Here is a 15,632-nt window from a genome sequence, read left to right as displayed (position 1 = left end):
GTGATATAATGGCAACAGAAAAGAAAAAAAATATTTATGAAATAGATAAGTGTCCAGAATGCGGTTCTTCACAGCTTGTAAGAGATTACGAACGGGGTGAATTGGTTTGTTCTAATTGTGGACTTGTTATTGATGACAGTTATATAGATGAAGGGCCGGAATGGAGAGCTTTCGATTCAGAGCAGAGTGAGAGCAGGGCCAGAACAGGTTCTCCGATGACATATACAATTCATGATAAAGGTTTATCCACAGATATCTCCTGGAAAAATAAGGATTCATATGGAAAATCAATACCTACAAGAAACAGGGCACAGCTTTACAGGCTAAGGAAATGGCAGAAAAGAATTAAAGTATCAAATGCAGCTGAAAGAAACCTTTCACAGGCACTGCAGGAACTGGAAAGAATGGCTTCCAATCTTAGCATACCAAACGATGTTCGTGAAACTTCCGCTGTAATTTACAGAAAAGCAGTGAAGCAGAATATGATTAGAGGAAGGTCAATAGAAGGGGTAGTTGCCGGTTCTATATATGCAGCATGCAGGATAACCAATGTGCCAAGGACTTTAGATGAAATTGCCTCTGTAACAAGAGTAAAAAAGAAAGAAATAGGAAGAACATACAGAATAATGGCAAGATACCTTAAATTGAACATACTACCATCAAAGCCAGATGACTATGTAAATAGATTCTGTTCCAAGTTAAGATTATCAATGGAAGCAAGGAAAAGAGCTGAAGAAATACTGAAAATGGCTATAGACAATGATTTAACATCAGGAAAAGGCCCTACAGGTGTTGCAGCAGCTGCAATATATATAGCATCCTTGATAACAGGCGAGAGAAGAACTCAGAGGGCAATTGCCGAAGTAGCTGGAGTTACCGAAGTAACAATCAGAAACAGGTACAAGGAACTGACCGAAAAACTCAATTTAACAATTGATGAATAAATTTATAAATTATAAATTTTTTTAAATGTTTCATAATCCCTTATTATATCATCTACAAGATTGTAGATAGAACTTATTTTTGCATTTTTTATTTTAATTACAAGCTGGCCTTCTTTGCATTCCATTTCTATATCCTGATCATTGTCCTGGATTAAAGAATTATAAAGCGCTGTGCAGTTTTTTTCATCGATAGAAATGCATATTTCCATGAATAGCTATACTTACATATATTATAAAATTTATAATATATGATGCAATATCAGTGCAAGCGGAGGTTACCGAGTCAGGCTAAAGGTGATAGACTCAAAATCTATTCCCAAAGGGGTTCGCCGGTTCAAATCCGACCCTCCGCATAGTTCCAATGAGAGAATAGTTCCAATAGTTAAATGCCGTATTCAGATAATTCATGATATTTTTTAAACTTTTTATATATTTTCTATTGCACCTTTAAAATATAAAAATTATATTATTTACAGTACATATTATAAAGTAAATACAGGTAATGATAAATGCTTTCTCTGTCCTTATTATTCGTATTTGGCGATAAATCAATATTAGTAATGGGTATCGTATTATTGTTTTTTATCCCAAATATTCTTAAAAAATCTACGGAAAATCATACTGCAATACCGAGAATTATATTCATTATTATGTTCAAGATAGTTTAGCCTCAATCAGAATAAAATGTGATCAATTTATTATATTAAGCTAATAATAAAGCAAAGCCATACACTTCATACAAAAACTCTTCTTTAAATAATTTAAATTAATCACCGTGCTCAAACTGTCCGCCTTCAAGCGATTCGTCTATACTTGTTGAATCTACAACAGAATCATCATGTTCCTTTGATTCTATTATTTCCTTCTTTTCTTTTATATATTCTCGCTGCTGTTTCAGCTCAGCCTTTTTCTGTTCCTTCTTGTCCATTAAATATCAACTTGATATTTTATATTCATATATAAATATTTATAATGAACTTCTATATTAAACTAATAAAAATATATATTGTTTTGTAATAGTTGAATGTTATGTCAGATATTGAAGAGTTGCAAAATATAGCAAAAAAGTTTATAGACGACCGTGACTGGAGAAAATTCCATACCATTAAAGACCTTGCTATGAATTGTTCCATAGAATCCAGTGAACTTATGGAACTCATACTATGGAGAGACAATAAATTTGAAAGCAATATAATAAATGGAAAGGATAAGAAAACAATGGAAATGATTAAAAATGAGGTTTCAGATATACTTTTTTCATGTTTTGCCATAGCCGACCATTTAAATTTCAATCTCGAAGAAGCATATAGAAATAAAATGGGTGAACTTAACAAAAGATATGACCCAGAAAAAGTAAAGGGTAAACTTGTTAAAATTCCATCTCCAGACAGTAAAAAAATAAATGAAGATTAAATTAATAACCTGTTCTTAATATAAAGGTCATAGAACTGCGTACCATTATTCATCAACTCTTTCGGTGTTCCCTCCTCCATTACGCGCCCTTTATTAATGTAATAAATGTAATCTGAATTCACTATGGTTTCAAGGTGATGCGCAATAATAATAATTGTTTTTCCTTCCATGAATTTGAATATAGCATTTTGGATTACCCCCTCATTTTTCATGTCCAGCTGTGAAGTTGCCTCATCCATTATAATAATTTCTGGGTCATTGATTGACGCTCTCAGTATAGAAACTGCCTGTCTTTGCCCCTCTGAAAGCCCTGTTCCTCTTTCACCCACTTCTGCATCCAGCCCAAATGGCCCTATGATGCTTTCAAGACCAATATCCTTAATTTTCTGGTTTATCTCTTCTTCAACTGCCTCTGGAGCTGCAAATCTTACATTTTCAAGTATAGTTCCTTCAAAAAGAAACGGATCCTGGAGGATAACTCCAAAAAGTTTTCTGTATTCTATTGTATTAAATTCGTTTATATCTACCCCGTCCATGCATATTGTTCCAGCATCAGGCTTATAGAAATTCAGCATTAAATTAGATAATGTTGTTTTTCCCGCACCTGTTTTTCCTATAATTGCAATCCTGCTGCCTTTTTCAATTTTTATTGTTAAATTATCTATAATTCTTTCATTTCCATAGGAAAATGATACATTATTCATTATCAGGTCTTTATTGAACGCAGGAGTTTTTTGCCCACTTTTGTAATCCCGTTTTTCATCTATAATTTTGTAAATTCTTTCTATAGCAATAGATGACGACTGGTACGAATTATAGAACTGCGATAACTGTACTATTGGATTAAAGAAACTCTGAACATAAACAATAAAAGCCACAAGAATACCGATGCTTATAATACTTGAAAAGACCTGTCTTCCACCTTCATAAAGCACTATCATAATTCCGAAACCTTCTATGATTTGAACTATGCTTGAAAACAATGAAGTTAATCTCACAGCATTTATGTTTGCATAATAATTATCGGAATTAACATTTTCGAAGCTCGAATTAAATATATCCTCCGTTCCAGAACTTTTTATTGCTTTTATTCCATTTACCGATTCTGCAACATTTCCTGTCATGGCCGCTATCCTTGTTCTTACATTCATGTAGTTAAATTTAATTCTTTTATTCATAAGAAATATCGTAGCCAAAAGCATTGGTATTATTATAATAGCATATAAAGTTAGAACAGGATCTAAATAAACCATTATAAATATTGATGCTATAATTCCAGCTATGCCTCCAACAACCTGTGGAAGCTGAAAAGTCAGGAAATCTGAAAGTGTTTCCGCATCATTTGTTATCCTGCTTATAATCTGGCCACCATTCTTCCCAGAGTAGTATTTCAATGGAACATATTGCAAATTCATGAATGCTCTGTCCCTCAGATTTTTAATCACCGCCTGGGATGTATTCATCATATACTTTGTTCTTCTGTTTTCCGCAATATAGTTTATTCCATATAGAGAGAGATATAGAATTGCAAGAATTATAAGGATTTTAAATTTAAGTGCTATTATGGAGTCTGTGGCTACACCTATGATATATGGTCCAATCATTGCAACAACAGATGATCCGAGTATGGCTGTAATTATTATAAACGAATTCCTCTTATATGCAAGAATTTCCTTTAAAAGCCTGATAAAATAATTATTCAACAGGGTCACCTCCAAATCTCCTTGCAAATATATGGGAGAAGGATCCGTTCTGTTTTATAAGGTCTTTTATATCTCCATACTCCATAATAGTGCCTTTTTCCAGTACATATGCTTTTTCTGCAAGCATAACAGAAGATAGTTTATGGCTTATTATGATGGTAGTTTTATCCCTTATGAATTCCTCTATTGTCTTCAGAAATCTCGTTTCTGTATCAGCATCCAGATTGGAAGTTGAATCATCAAATATAATAATCTGCGGATTTCTAATTATTATCCTTGCTATTGCCATTCTTTGCTTTTGGCCTCCGGAAAGCGTTATGCCCCTCTCACCAACAGGTGTTTCATATTTTAATGGTAAACTCTCTATAAAATCATCCAGCATGGAAAGTTTTGCAGCAGCTTTTATTTCATTTGCAGGATATTCTTTTCCCATTGTTATATTATACTTTATAGTTCCTGAGAATAATGTGGAATCCTGTGAAACTATACCTATTTTTTCCCTTATCAATTTATCATCTATTTCTTTTAATTCATTTCCATCCAGATACGCATGGCCGGTATAATTCTTATAAAGCCCTGAAATTATATTTACAAGCGTAGTTTTTCCAGACCCTGTTTCACCCACAATAGCAACTCTCTCTCCAGCATTTATTTCCATATTGATATTATTCAATATAACTGTTTTATTGCTTTTGTAACCAAGATTTTCTAGATGTATATTGCCTTCTATTGGAGGCTTAAGAGCGCCGGCAATGACAAGATCTTCGCTATTTATTAAATTAATTCTATCAAGGCTGGCCATTCCGTTTTCATAGAAAGATATATACCGTCCATAAAACCTAACCGGGCCAAGAACCAGTGTAAATATATTTACTGCAGCAATGACACTTCCCACCGGTATTAACGAATCAATGCTCTCTATTCCACCATATATTAAAACAAATCCAATGGCAAGACTCAGCAAAAGTGTGAGGAATGGATTATAAAGGGATCTGACACCTGCTATGCCTTTGTAATCATCAAAATACGAATCCGTTGAATCATTAAATTTATTGATTTCCTGTTCTTCGGCTGTAAAGCTTCGCACAACACGGTTTCCAACAATATTTTGATTGAGTATATTAGTCATCTTTCCATATTTTTCTCTCAGGGAACGCCAGTATTTTCTCTGTTTTCTCTGCATGGTAAATGTAAAGAAAATAACAGGAGTTATTACAATTAAAAATATAATTGTGAAACCATAATATAATCTTGTAAGGTCAATGCCTGCTATAATTATTAGAAAAGTTACACTGAAAAGGTTGGATAGTGACATATTTACAAGCCTTCTCAGTGTTTCAATATCCATAGTGAATTTCGATAATATATTGCCTGTAGAATTTGTATTGAAATACTCATAGTTTTTTGACAATAATTTTCCAAATTCATTCTTTCTAAGATTATATACAAATTTCTGGCTTGCCTTATTTGCATAATAATCTATTACAAAATCAAATAGGGAAGCTACAGCAGTTACGGCAAAAATTAGAAGAGCAAAATGCAGTATTATAATATAATTCTTTGATACTATGCTGTCTACGGCATCTCCAATATATAATGGCACAAGGAGACGTAAATAGGCATACGCAAGTGATGCCAGTATTACGGCAATTATAAGATACCATACACTTTTTATGTTTTTAAATATAATAGAATATCTGTTCACAGTATATCTGAATACCAATTATTTATTTTTATTTTTTGTATTTTGTGTGCCTTCAACAGCCATCTGAGTTTCAATAGAATATTATGCCTATTTTTGTATTGCAGCAAACTGTAAACAATAAAGAATTAATAATAGGCAATCATAATAACACTGGATTAATAGTGGATACGGGAATTAATTTTAAACCGGATAATCAAAAATAAAGTGAACTGCCCGGCTCTATTCATAAATAAACTTATATAATTACATTAAATAAGGGATAATATGACAATTTATCAGGGTAAAAGTACAAGTAAGTATACAGGAGGAAAGTTAAGAAGAAACCATTCAAAAAGAAGATATGAACTTGGCAGAGAACCTTCATTCACTAAAGTTGGCGAAACTGAACGCAGGGCTATCAGAACACTTGGCGGAAACAGAAAATTATTGTTGCTTAAGGAAGGGTATGCAAATATATATAATCCAGAGGATAAAACCACAAAGAAAATGAAAATCCTTACTGTTAAAGAAAATAATGCCGATCCACATTATGTCCAGAGAAATATAATGAGCAAAGGAACTGTTATATCAACAGATGCAGGCACTGCTAGAATCACATCCAGGCCAGGGCAGAATGGAATAATAAATGCAGTATTAATAAAATGATAATTCTTTATTCCCAGTATTTTAAGGCAGAAAATTCACGTAAATACGGCAGAAGAATAAATGTTGAAAAGGCCAAAAATTATTCCGATGAAAAGTTGGCAGGCATCCTGAAAGCCATAAATGTTAAATATGAAGTCAGGGACGCCCATTATTCAAGAATGCCGTATGAAGATTCAAAGATGTTTGTAATTGATGCAAATATAAAAAAATCAACAATACTAAAAATTATTCAGGATAAATTATAAATTATTTCTTTTTTCCATTCCTTCTCTTTTTGTATTCATAATACTGCATTGGATGCTTTATTATTTTGCAAACAGGATCATCTCCCATGTAGCAAAGACTATTCGACTTTAATGTTGCGCATTTAGGCGGGCTGTATTCAGTTCCAGATATTTTCCCGGTTAAATGGTTAATCTGGTATGTTGCACTGCTTTCATCAAAATCAGCAGTACTCCTGAATATTTTTGTAATATCTTCATTTTCCATTCCAATATGGTGCAGGAATGTTGCCAGTGTAAGCCTCGCCAGATGCGATGGGTTTCCTCCGTCCCTTATCTCATTAATATACTCCTTTATGCATGGAGGAAAGATTGAAAAATCGACATCTCCCAGTGATATGGTATTTTTTGCCTTTATTTCCAGATACTCCCTCTTTATTTTATCAAGCGTTCCTGTATACTTTCTAAAGATGTTCTGTGAATCACCCATGTTGATGCTGTTATAGGTATCCATAATTTTAACCACAAAATCTTCACGCAAAAGATGCGCGAACTGCTCCTTGCTTATATCAATAAATCCATTTTTAATTTTCTGATATATAAGCCTGTATTTGTAACCTGAAATTTTTTTATTATTTTTTATGAAGAAATCAAATGGTATTCTAAATGAGCCGCCTTCTGTAGTAGCCTCTATGCCTGCGCTGTCACAGTAAAGAATTATGGCTTCATTATCATCCCTGGAAATTCTGTAAAGTTCCAGCTCAAAAACGTCTCTCTGTGTTATAACAAATCTTGATGTCATTCCCTGCTCATTTATATACCGCAGCATCCACATGGCAATGGCAAACGCATTTTTGCTCATTGTAATATTATATCCTTGATTATCTGAATATTTTCTAACAAGCCCATTTAAGTAATCAAATGCTTCAACAACAACTCTTCGGGCATTAATGTCAATTGAATTCACTATTTCATCCATGCGCTTCTCATCACGAATAAGCCTGAAATCAACAAAAAAATTTGATGTTATCATCTATAATTCCAGAAGTTCCCTTGTAGCACTGGTTATTTCTTCATGCCCGTCTTTCTTTATGATTAAGTCGTCTTCAATTCTCACGCCGCCCACTTCCGGAATATAGACTCCAGGCTCATCAGTTACCACCATATTTTGCTTCAGCAAGAAATCCATGGAGGGAGATAATGCAGGGTGGTCGTGTACATCCAGGCCAATACCATGCCCCAGGCTGTGAATGAATCTTCCTGGATACTTTTCATCTATTATTTTTCTTGCAATCATATCTATGTCTTTTCCATTTATTCCTGCTTTCAATGCTTTTTTGCTTTCATCCTGTGCAGCCCTCACTGTTTCATACATTTCTTTTTGTTTCTCATCAGCCCTTCCGAATACAACAGTTCTGGTCATATCAGAACAGTACCTGTTATACAAAGCTCCGTAATCAATAAGCACAAAGTCATTTTTCTTAAGTTTTGCATTGCCCGGCATATAATGTGGCATTGCAGAGTTTTTACCGAATGCAACTATAGTTTTGAACGATTCACCAGACGCACCGTTTCTCATCATTGCATAAACCACATTTGCCGCCAGCTCCGATTCTTTCATTCCCTCTTTCAGTGTTTTTATAAAATCCTGAAAGGAGTCACTGGCTATTTTTGCAGCTTCCCTTAAATTTTTTAATTCTGATTCATCCTTTATTTTTCTTGCTTCATCTATGGACTGTGAGACATCTATGAATTCCTTATCTGGAATTATCCTCATAAGCTGCTTGTACAGGTCCAGAGTAAGTGCAGAATAATTAAGCCCAACATTAACATCCCCATTGAATGCATTTTTAAGTATTTCATTTTTTTCAGAAGAGCCATTGTATACCATTACATCAAAGCCAGTTTCCTTTGCAGCTTCCTCTTCAAGTGCAGATGTTATTATCGTTACTTTTTCAGGCTTTACATGCAGTATTGATCCTTCAAATATGCCTGATTTTGCTCCTGTCAGGTAAAAAAAGGTTTTATCAATCTGGTTTTCACCGCCATTCATTATAAGTATTGAATCCACGTTTCTCACATAATCAAAGATTTTTTTCTCTCTCATTATTACTTATTTTGACTATTAATATAATTATTTCGTTTAAAATGGCAATCTATTTTAACTTTACAATTATATGTTTATATGCATGATTCTGTATACTCAGGAAAATTCTTTTTCCAGAACACTTTTCAGGAATTGGATGTTGCAGTTGAAAATGGAATTATAACAGATATAAAAAAACATATTAATGGGAAACGGAAACTTTTAAAAAACGCAATTATTCCGGCAGGAACCGATACACATGTGCATTTCAGGGATCCTGGAGAAACAGAAAAGGAGGATTTCTCTACAGGTTCTATTTCAGCCATTTACGGCGGAACAACAACAGTATTTGATATGCCGAATAACAGAATTAAAATTGATAACTATTCTGCATACATGGACAAGCTGGAAATAGTGAGAAGAAAAGCTTTCTGTGATTTTGGATTATATTCAAATTTTACCGGTTCAAATGCAAATATAATCAGCAAAGAATCATCGGGAATAAAAATCTACATGGGTGAAACCACAAATGCCGGTGGAATTGGAAATATTACTGAAGAATCACTGGCATCAATAGAAAAAATGGGCATACCGGTAGTTTTCCATGCAGAGGATGGTGAATGCCTTAAAAACCATGCAGGTTTAGCCAGAAATTTAAAGGAATACTCATCTATACGGCCAGTGGAATGTGAAGACATTGCAATTAAAAAAGCAGAAAACATGAAATTTTCAAAGGGAATTATTACACACATAACACACGATGTAAACACTCCATACATAAAGGAAGTGACACCGCACCATACGTTGCTTAACACAGATATGCCCCTTGGGCCCTATGGAAAGGTAAACCCTCCATTAAGGTCAAAGGATCTTCAGGAAAGCCTTTTGAATGGGCTTATAAATGGAAAATTTAACACTGTTTCTTCAGATCACGCACCACACACACAGAATGATAAAATTGATTTTGAATATGCCAAATCCGGAATCATCGGCGTTGAAACAAGAATCCCTCTAATGCTGGCACTTGTACATAAAAAAATATTGCCATTTGATATATTCTATAAAACCTGCATATTAAATCCTGCAAAATTATTTAATCTTAAAAAAGGGGAAATAAAAATCGGAAATTATGCAGATTTCATGTCTGTTGATTTTTCCTCCATGAATCGAATAGATGATTATAAGCTTCATTCAAAAAATCCAGGCTCTCCATTTAATGGCTTTGATGCAATATTTCCTGATTATGTAATATTGCGGGGTGAAACCGTTATAGATCAAAAAGAACTTACAGGCAGCAGAACAGGAAAATATGTAAATGATTTAAGGTAATATTTTAAATTTAAGCATTATATCTCCTATTTCATTCCCATATGATTCTGGCGATATATAATCGCTTAAAGATTTTATGGTATTTGTTGCATTGGCCGGGCATGCTTTTTTTACAGGAAGGTTAAACATTGGATTATCATTATCTGAATCTCCAGCAACGAGAATTTCATCCCAGTTAAGCCCGTAAAGGTTTTTTATAATATTTACTGCATATGCCTTGTTTTCCCCCTGATTCATTATATGCCATGTAAATTTACTGTCGACAATATTAAGATTCCATTTCTTTGCTTCTGTTGACACTTTTTCCACATCACCAGGATCCATGGAAAATGCAGCAGATGTTTCACGCCACTGGTTGGTGAAATACGCAGTAGCAGATGAAATAGTCGATATATACTCAAGAAATTTGAATGGCTTTTCTTTGCTGAAAAATTTTTCAATTTTTCCATTGTAATACATAATTCCACCATTTTCCCCAAATACCGGCCCATTGATTCCAAGAAAGGTTTTAAGCCCGAACATAACTGGTATGACATTGCCGCTGATAAGCGATATATTCAATCCTTTTTCTATTCCATTCTTTATATTTTTCATTGCGTCAGGTGAAATAATTCGGTTCTGGTCTGTAATTGTTCCATCCACATCCAGTATCATGAATTTAATCATTCATGGCAATATTTATAATATTAATAAATATTTATAGAACATGAAAGATCAGATCCTTGTGAAAATCTCAAGGAAAAGAATTGCGGAATTGTTTGAACAGGCGGGAAAAACAGATAATATTGAATTATCCCGAAGGTATATTAAATTAATGGAAAAAATAGGAATGCGGATGAACATTACTTTAGAACCTGCTATAAAGAGGTCTTACTGCAAAAAGTGCAAAACCCCGTATAAAAATATTAAAATTTCATTAAAAAACAAAATGGTAATCATTCACTGCCCGTACTGTGGCAATATAAGAAGGATACCTTTTGAAAATAAGAATCAATCCATAGTTTCAAGTTCGAAATAAACATTAAAGCCCTGAAGCGTGGCCTGTATCTTATCTGCAAACCATATTGCATCATCTGCTGTTGCAGAGTCAGGCCAGTTGTAAACCATATCCTGTTCACCTTTTATCAGGGAAAAGCCTAACGACCTTAATCTACCCACTATCTCACTGGGTTTTGTACCCTCGCTGTTAAATATCACCTTAAGGAATGTTTTCATATATCCACAGTTAAGCAACGTATAATTATTTTTCCGTATCTTTCTTCTTTCCAATCTTTGAAGGCCACCAGTTATATTTGTCCATTACAGTCATTATTGCAGGTACGAAGAGCATCCAGCTGACAAATGTGTCAATAAGAACACCAAGTGCAAGCCCGACTCCAATTTCTTCCATTATTCCCAGCCCGCTGAAATATAAAGCACCGAATGTTGCGAAAAGAAGCATTCCCAGAGTTATTATAACTCCACCGTTTTCTATTATTGAGTTTTTCACAGCTTCTTCAGTGCTCTTGCCTTTCGCCATATCTTCCTGAACCCTGGTAATCATGAATATATCATAATCAAGCCCTACGGCGAGAAGCGTAATAAATACAAAGAGCGGCAAAAATATAACTACAGGAAGATGAAGAAGATAATAGAATATTATATATGTAACCGAGAGTGCCATAATAACTGCTGCCATCACCATCAGTATAAGCCTTACTGGAGTCAGTGCCGATGCAAGCTGTATTAATAGTATAATGAATATGGCTATGCCAAGAATTGGCACCATATTATTAAATGAATGGGATGTAAATGAATATGCGTTGTTAAGGTATTCTGTTGTTCCTCCAACATACGCTTTATAATCACTTCCCTGAATACTGCTTACTATTGCAGGCATCTTATTAACATAATTTGTGGACGGATTGCTCCACGCAACATTAGAAAGGTAAACTACAATTTCTACCGATTTATCATTATGCCCAACATATGTTGCCGTCTGGTTAATGTATTCTTTTCTGTATAACGGAGAAGATATAAGGTCAGTGTAATTTACTTCCTTTTCATATGGATAACCGGGGCCCGATACGCTGTGCACATCAGGTGAATCTAAAAGCTTATTTTCCATTGCAAGTGTCTGGTTGTATTCCGTGCTGTTAAACGAAATGCCACCGCCGGTTGAATTTATTATAAATGGTGATGTAAAATTAACCATAACGTAAGCTGGATCAAAAAGGTCATAGTGCAGTGAGCTGTTTATTACTGATGTTGCCTGAACACCACTGCTTGCAGGTATTAATTCAAACAGATCCATATTTGTTGGTGTTGTTGAATATAATAATAATGCTCCAAGGGTTACTACAAGGAAAATTACAATAATCTTCTTCTTGTTCTTCAATGTTACATGTGCCACTTTTTCCATGGCTTTTTCAAATGGGAGCTTCTGCCCTGCTTTAATTTTAGAGGGCCAGTAAGCTTTATTCTGCCACTGGGCAAGTATTGCTATAAGAAATGTATTGGCAACTATAATGGTAACTACAGCAGCAATGGCATTTGTAAGGCCTGCATCACTGAAAATTGGTATATTTGATATCCATAATATAAGGTAAGATATTGCAACCGTGGTCCCGGATGTGAATACTGCATGCCCGGCCCATTTTGACGATTCAGGTATTGCATCAGGATTTTTTGACCTCAATTCACTGCGGAACCTGGAAAGTATGTATACAGAATAATCTGAAGCAATTCCAAGAATAAGTATCAGCAACAGTGTTGGCGTTATAAACGATATTGTTGTATGAAATACATATTTGTAAAGAAGGCCATTTATTCCAGCTGCTATTACCGATGATGTTACAAACATTAAAAATGGCAGAAAAGCAGCTACAGGAGACCTGAAGAATAATCCTACAATAAATATTGAGACTATTATTCCTATTACCAGTGCAACGATCATCCCATGAAGTGACTCACTGGCCAGCTGGTTGTTGGATACTGATGACCCTGCAAGATAATATGAACTATTTTCAATTTTAGAGCTGTAACTTTTCTCCATTGATGTGATATGTGCCTGTTGTGCACTGGTAATCTTGGTTTTATATGAAAATATCATAATTAATGTTGAATTGCCTTTATTGATCAGTGAGGATGAAGCATAGGCTGAAGGAAGAACCGGCAATTCATTGTAAGTTGTATTATGTATAATGCCACTCACAAAAGCACTGTAATTATTTCCTGTGTTATTATATAATTCATAAAGATAGTTGTTAAAATATGGCACGTTAATTTTTATGAGTGGATTTGCCAGAGGTTTCACATTATTTATTAAATATATCTGGCTTGAATCAACAAGATTTACAGTATAATTTTCAATGGCTGATGAATTTTTAGGAGATCGTATGGTATTATTTACACGCTGTACAAAAGCTGTAACGTTTTTTGGTGTTGTTAAGCCAAGTTCGTCAAGCAATGGCAAAAGCGAAGTATTGCGACTAATATTTTTTGTAGTCTCTGTTACATTATATTTATCCTCTGATAAGTTTAAAAGTGTAAACTTAATCATGCCCTTTGTTCCATTTTCAAGCTTATATGCACTACTTGAATAGCCCATTAAAGTTTGATTTTCCACTGTATAAATGCTTGTTGCCCTGTTATATCCAACATTTATACTTTTTAAATAGGAACCAATTGAATGCTGGAAATTAAGCATTTCCCTGCTAATTGTAAGATTATCTATTGAAGTATTATTTGATACAATAATTATAGAAGGGTCTGATGAACTGTTAAACTGTGTTGTTAATATATCATTTGCCTTGCTGGATTGTGAATTTTTTGTAACCAGTGAGTTATTTAGATTATATGAAGTATCAGTGAAAATGAGTGTTGCAGGATATGCCATGAGCAAAAATAAAATTATCCAGAATACAATTATCTTCTTTTTGTTTCTTTTGACATACTTTCCCACTCTGTAGAAGAACGATTCAAACATTGACAAGCAATGCCACAGTAAAATATAAAGTTTATGAGTAAACAATTCTTAAAATGAATAAATATAGAAATGAATATATTTCAATAATAATTTATATATTATCAATATAATTGAATATGAATTATGCAAATTTAAATCTTTATGATTATTTTTATGGACTGGTAAAGCAGATTCCGGAAGGATACATAACAACATATGGTGAACTGGCAAGGGCACTTGGTGATATAAGGGCTGCAAGGGCTGTGGGATACATGCTTTCCATAAACAATGATCCTGATGGAATACCGTGCTATAAGGTAGTCCATACAGATAAAAGAATGGGCAAATATGCATTGGGCATTGAGGAAAAAGAGAAAAGGCTGAAAAAAGATGGAATAATAATAAACAATGGAATTATTGAAAACTTCAATGAAAGATTTTTCGCCGATTTTAAAACTGATTATCCATTAATTAAATTGCAGAAGGAACAGGAAAAAATAGCAGAAATGGCAAATTTTGATGACGATTTGGAAGAAGAAAATTTTGCAGCAATAGATATTTCATACTCTGGAAGAACCGGATATGGAGCTCTTGTATCATATGATAATGAGGAATATAATGTTAAAAATATTGAAATGGAAGTAAATTTTCCATATATACCGGGATATCTTGGCTACAGGGAAACACCATTTATAGAAAAGCTTTCTGAAGGAGTTCCAGGCATGCTATTAATAGATGCAAACGGTTTACTGCATCCAAGGGAATGTGGCCTTGCAACCTTTGCTGGTGTTGTAATGAACAGAAAAACAATCGGAGTTGCAAAATCATTGCTTATAGGTAAAATTGATGCCGATGGCTACATAATTTACAATAATAAAAAACTTGGATATTACATAAATAAGCATACAATAGTTAGCCCTGGGAACATGATAAGCCTGGAGTCAAGTATAAGAAAGATAAAGTTATTAGGAAATGGTAAATATCCATACATATTGAAAAAAGCACATAATGAAACTGTTGCTTTCAGGAAGCGGAGATTGCCGAGCTAGGACAAAGGTGATGGATTCAGGGTCCATTTTCGCAGGAATTCGTGGGTTCAAATCCCACTCTCCGCATCGTTCCAATAGTAATCATATATAAACAAATTATAGCCTTTTCTATTTTATTGTATAGCTGTATATATTTTTAAATCTGCTGTTTTAAATAACTTTGTAGAAATCTCTCCAATAACATGCGAGTTAATCCTGTATATGTCAATCCACCATTCTTTTCTTTCTAAGTTGCGTTTTGTAATTTCTAAAAATCTTTATTGTCTGGAATCAAATAATCAAGTATAACATTCGCATCAATATGGTAAATAATTTTTTCTTGCAATAGCTCACTCACTCACGCTTGAATAAATCGTGTTTTTCCAGTTCCGATACTACACTACATATTTGATATCCTTTTTATTTTCATTTAAAACTTCACTCTTGAAGCTATTTGTCCTTTCAATAGCCTTTTTTACGTTCTTTGAATTTGAATACATCATCATAAACGTACCACCTATTTCAATCCATAGGTTATCTTTAGAATCATAAGATCCGATACGCCAATAATAGTTTTGTCATTTAATTCTTCTTTATTATTCCATTCTTCAT

Annotated in this window: 16 protein-coding genes and 2 tRNA genes; 9 read left to right on the top strand and 9 right to left on the bottom strand. The window is 33.9% G+C overall.

The window, feature by feature from the left end:
- The first annotated feature begins 5 nt into the window (after window positions 1-5).
- Window positions 6-944, top strand: a complete 939-nt coding sequence (locus WKI77_RS01005) for a transcription initiation factor IIB (protein WP_337860016.1) — start codon at window positions 6-8, stop codon at window positions 942-944.
- 2 nt (window positions 945-946) lie between these two features.
- On the opposite strand, the gene WKI77_RS01000 is transcribed toward WKI77_RS01005, so the two are convergent.
- On the bottom strand, window positions 947-1,153 hold the full coding sequence (locus WKI77_RS01000; RefSeq protein WP_337859974.1) for a KEOPS complex subunit Pcc1: 207 nt from the start codon (window positions 1,151-1,153) through the stop codon (window positions 947-949).
- 59 nt (window positions 1,154-1,212) lie between these two features.
- Between WKI77_RS01000 and WKI77_RS00995 the strand changes: the two genes are divergently transcribed.
- Window positions 1,213-1,297 (top strand) — tRNA-Leu (locus tag WKI77_RS00995).
- Between the two features lie 413 nt (window positions 1,298-1,710).
- Here WKI77_RS00995 and WKI77_RS00990 read toward each other — a convergent pair.
- Complete coding sequence (locus tag WKI77_RS00990) at window positions 1,711-1,872, bottom strand: hypothetical protein (protein ID WP_337859973.1); 162 nt, start codon at window positions 1,870-1,872, stop codon at window positions 1,711-1,713.
- Between the two features lie 101 nt (window positions 1,873-1,973).
- On the opposite strand from WKI77_RS00990, the gene WKI77_RS00985 reads away from it, so the two are divergent.
- Window positions 1,974-2,357, top strand: coding sequence for a hypothetical protein (locus WKI77_RS00985; RefSeq protein ID WP_337859972.1), 384 nt, complete (start codon window positions 1,974-1,976; stop codon window positions 2,355-2,357).
- On the opposite strand, the gene WKI77_RS00980 is transcribed toward WKI77_RS00985, so the two are convergent.
- Together WKI77_RS00980 and WKI77_RS00975 are read right to left on the bottom strand one after the other, a co-directional pair.
- Window positions 2,354-4,069 (bottom strand): ABC transporter ATP-binding protein, encoded by a 1,716-nt coding sequence (locus WKI77_RS00980; RefSeq protein WP_337859971.1) that lies wholly within the window; start codon window positions 4,067-4,069, stop codon window positions 2,354-2,356. The genes WKI77_RS00985 and WKI77_RS00980 overlap by 4 nt on opposite strands.
- A complete protein-coding gene (locus tag WKI77_RS00975; RefSeq protein ID WP_337859970.1) occupies window positions 4,053-5,765 on the bottom strand; it encodes an ABC transporter ATP-binding protein in 1,713 nt (570 codons plus the stop codon). Before WKI77_RS00975 ends, WKI77_RS00980 begins: the two co-directional genes overlap by 17 nt.
- 264 nt (window positions 5,766-6,029) lie before the next feature.
- Here WKI77_RS00975 and WKI77_RS00970 point away from each other — a divergent pair, with 264 nt between their 5' ends.
- Both WKI77_RS00970 and WKI77_RS00965 read left to right on the top strand, forming a co-directional pair.
- Window positions 6,030-6,410: a 30S ribosomal protein S8e gene (locus tag WKI77_RS00970; protein WP_337859969.1), complete on the top strand. Its 381-nt coding sequence runs from the start codon at window positions 6,030-6,032 to the stop codon at window positions 6,408-6,410.
- Window positions 6,407-6,655 (top strand): signal recognition particle subunit SRP19/SEC65 family protein, encoded by a 249-nt coding sequence (locus WKI77_RS00965; protein WP_337859968.1) that lies wholly within the window; start codon window positions 6,407-6,409, stop codon window positions 6,653-6,655. The genes WKI77_RS00970 and WKI77_RS00965 overlap by 4 nt, the downstream gene beginning before the upstream one ends.
- A gap of 1 nt (window position 6,656) precedes the next feature.
- On the opposite strand, the gene WKI77_RS00960 is transcribed toward WKI77_RS00965, so the two are convergent.
- Both WKI77_RS00960 and WKI77_RS00955 read right to left on the bottom strand, forming a co-directional pair.
- Window positions 6,657-7,664, bottom strand: coding sequence for a hypothetical protein (locus WKI77_RS00960; RefSeq protein WP_337859967.1), 1,008 nt, complete (start codon window positions 7,662-7,664; stop codon window positions 6,657-6,659).
- Complete coding sequence (locus tag WKI77_RS00955; protein ID WP_337859966.1) at window positions 7,665-8,738, bottom strand: aminopeptidase P family protein; 1,074 nt, start codon at window positions 8,736-8,738, stop codon at window positions 7,665-7,667.
- A 78-nt stretch (window positions 8,739-8,816) separates the two neighbouring features.
- Between WKI77_RS00955 and WKI77_RS00950 the strand changes: the two genes are divergently transcribed.
- On the top strand, window positions 8,817-10,046 hold the full coding sequence (locus tag WKI77_RS00950) for a dihydroorotase (protein ID WP_337859965.1): 1,230 nt from the start codon (window positions 8,817-8,819) through the stop codon (window positions 10,044-10,046).
- Here the strand turns inward: WKI77_RS00950 and WKI77_RS00945 are convergent.
- Window positions 10,038-10,712, bottom strand: a complete 675-nt coding sequence (locus WKI77_RS00945) for a phosphoglycolate phosphatase (protein WP_337859964.1) — start codon at window positions 10,710-10,712, stop codon at window positions 10,038-10,040. The two genes, WKI77_RS00950 and WKI77_RS00945, sit on opposite strands and share 9 nt — an antisense overlap.
- A gap of 40 nt (window positions 10,713-10,752) precedes the next feature.
- Between WKI77_RS00945 and WKI77_RS00940 the strand changes: the two genes are divergently transcribed.
- Complete coding sequence (locus WKI77_RS00940; protein WP_337859963.1) at window positions 10,753-11,064, top strand: ribonuclease P; 312 nt, start codon at window positions 10,753-10,755, stop codon at window positions 11,062-11,064.
- Here WKI77_RS00940 and WKI77_RS00935 read toward each other — a convergent pair.
- Both WKI77_RS00935 and WKI77_RS00930 read right to left on the bottom strand, forming a co-directional pair.
- Window positions 11,037-11,261, bottom strand: a complete 225-nt coding sequence (locus WKI77_RS00935) for a hypothetical protein (protein ID WP_337859962.1) — start codon at window positions 11,259-11,261, stop codon at window positions 11,037-11,039. The two genes, WKI77_RS00940 and WKI77_RS00935, sit on opposite strands and share 28 nt — an antisense overlap.
- A gap of 25 nt (window positions 11,262-11,286) precedes the next feature.
- Window positions 11,287-14,013, bottom strand: a complete 2,727-nt coding sequence (locus WKI77_RS00930; RefSeq protein WP_337859961.1) for an MMPL family transporter — start codon at window positions 14,011-14,013, stop codon at window positions 11,287-11,289.
- Window positions 14,014-14,129: 116 nt separating this feature from the next.
- Here WKI77_RS00930 and WKI77_RS00925 point away from each other — a divergent pair, with 116 nt between their 5' ends.
- Complete coding sequence (locus WKI77_RS00925) at window positions 14,130-15,041, top strand: endonuclease V (protein WP_337859960.1); 912 nt, start codon at window positions 14,130-14,132, stop codon at window positions 15,039-15,041.
- A tRNA-Leu gene (locus WKI77_RS00920) sits at window positions 15,023-15,107 on the top strand. The genes WKI77_RS00925 and WKI77_RS00920 overlap by 19 nt, the downstream gene beginning before the upstream one ends.
- Window positions 15,108-15,632 lie beyond the last annotated feature (525 nt).

It is taken from the genome of Ferroplasma sp. (genome assembly GCF_037442045.1).
In the GTDB taxonomy this organism is placed as follows: domain Archaea; phylum Thermoplasmatota; class Thermoplasmata; order Thermoplasmatales; family Thermoplasmataceae; genus Ferroplasma.
Note: the sequence above shows the minus strand (reverse complement) of the source record. Positions and strands in the feature narration are given on the sequence as shown.

Bases quoted from the DNA above. Each gene is read 5' to 3' on its own strand.
- WKI77_RS00940 (WP_337859963.1), top strand. From the start codon at position 10,753: ATGAAAGATCAGATCCTTGTGAAAATCTCAAGGAAAAGAATTGCGGAA.
- WKI77_RS00965 (WP_337859968.1), top strand. From the start codon at position 6,407: ATGATAATTCTTTATTCCCAGTATTTTAAGGCAGAAAATTCACGTAAA.
- WKI77_RS00985 (WP_337859972.1), top strand. From the start codon at position 1,974: ATGTCAGATATTGAAGAGTTGCAAAATATAGCAAAAAAGTTTATAGAC.
- WKI77_RS00935 (WP_337859962.1), bottom strand. From the start codon at position 11,261: ATGAAAACATTCCTTAAGGTGATATTTAACAGCGAGGGTACAAAACCC.
- WKI77_RS00925 (WP_337859960.1), top strand. From the start codon at position 14,130: ATGAATTATGCAAATTTAAATCTTTATGATTATTTTTATGGACTGGTA.
- WKI77_RS01000 (WP_337859974.1), bottom strand. From the start codon at position 1,153: ATGGAAATATGCATTTCTATCGATGAAAAAAACTGCACAGCGCTTTAT.
- WKI77_RS00950 (WP_337859965.1), top strand. From the start codon at position 8,817: ATGCATGATTCTGTATACTCAGGAAAATTCTTTTTCCAGAACACTTTT.
- WKI77_RS00945 (WP_337859964.1), bottom strand. From the start codon at position 10,712: ATGATTAAATTCATGATACTGGATGTGGATGGAACAATTACAGACCAG.
- WKI77_RS00960 (WP_337859967.1), bottom strand. From the start codon at position 7,664: ATGATAACATCAAATTTTTTTGTTGATTTCAGGCTTATTCGTGATGAG.
- WKI77_RS00990 (WP_337859973.1), bottom strand. From the start codon at position 1,872: ATGGACAAGAAGGAACAGAAAAAGGCTGAGCTGAAACAGCAGCGAGAA.
- WKI77_RS00955 (WP_337859966.1), bottom strand. From the start codon at position 8,738: ATGAGAGAGAAAAAAATCTTTGATTATGTGAGAAACGTGGATTCAATA.
- WKI77_RS00930 (WP_337859961.1), bottom strand. From the start codon at position 14,013: ATGTTTGAATCGTTCTTCTACAGAGTGGGAAAGTATGTCAAAAGAAAC.
- WKI77_RS00970 (WP_337859969.1), top strand. From the start codon at position 6,030: ATGACAATTTATCAGGGTAAAAGTACAAGTAAGTATACAGGAGGAAAG.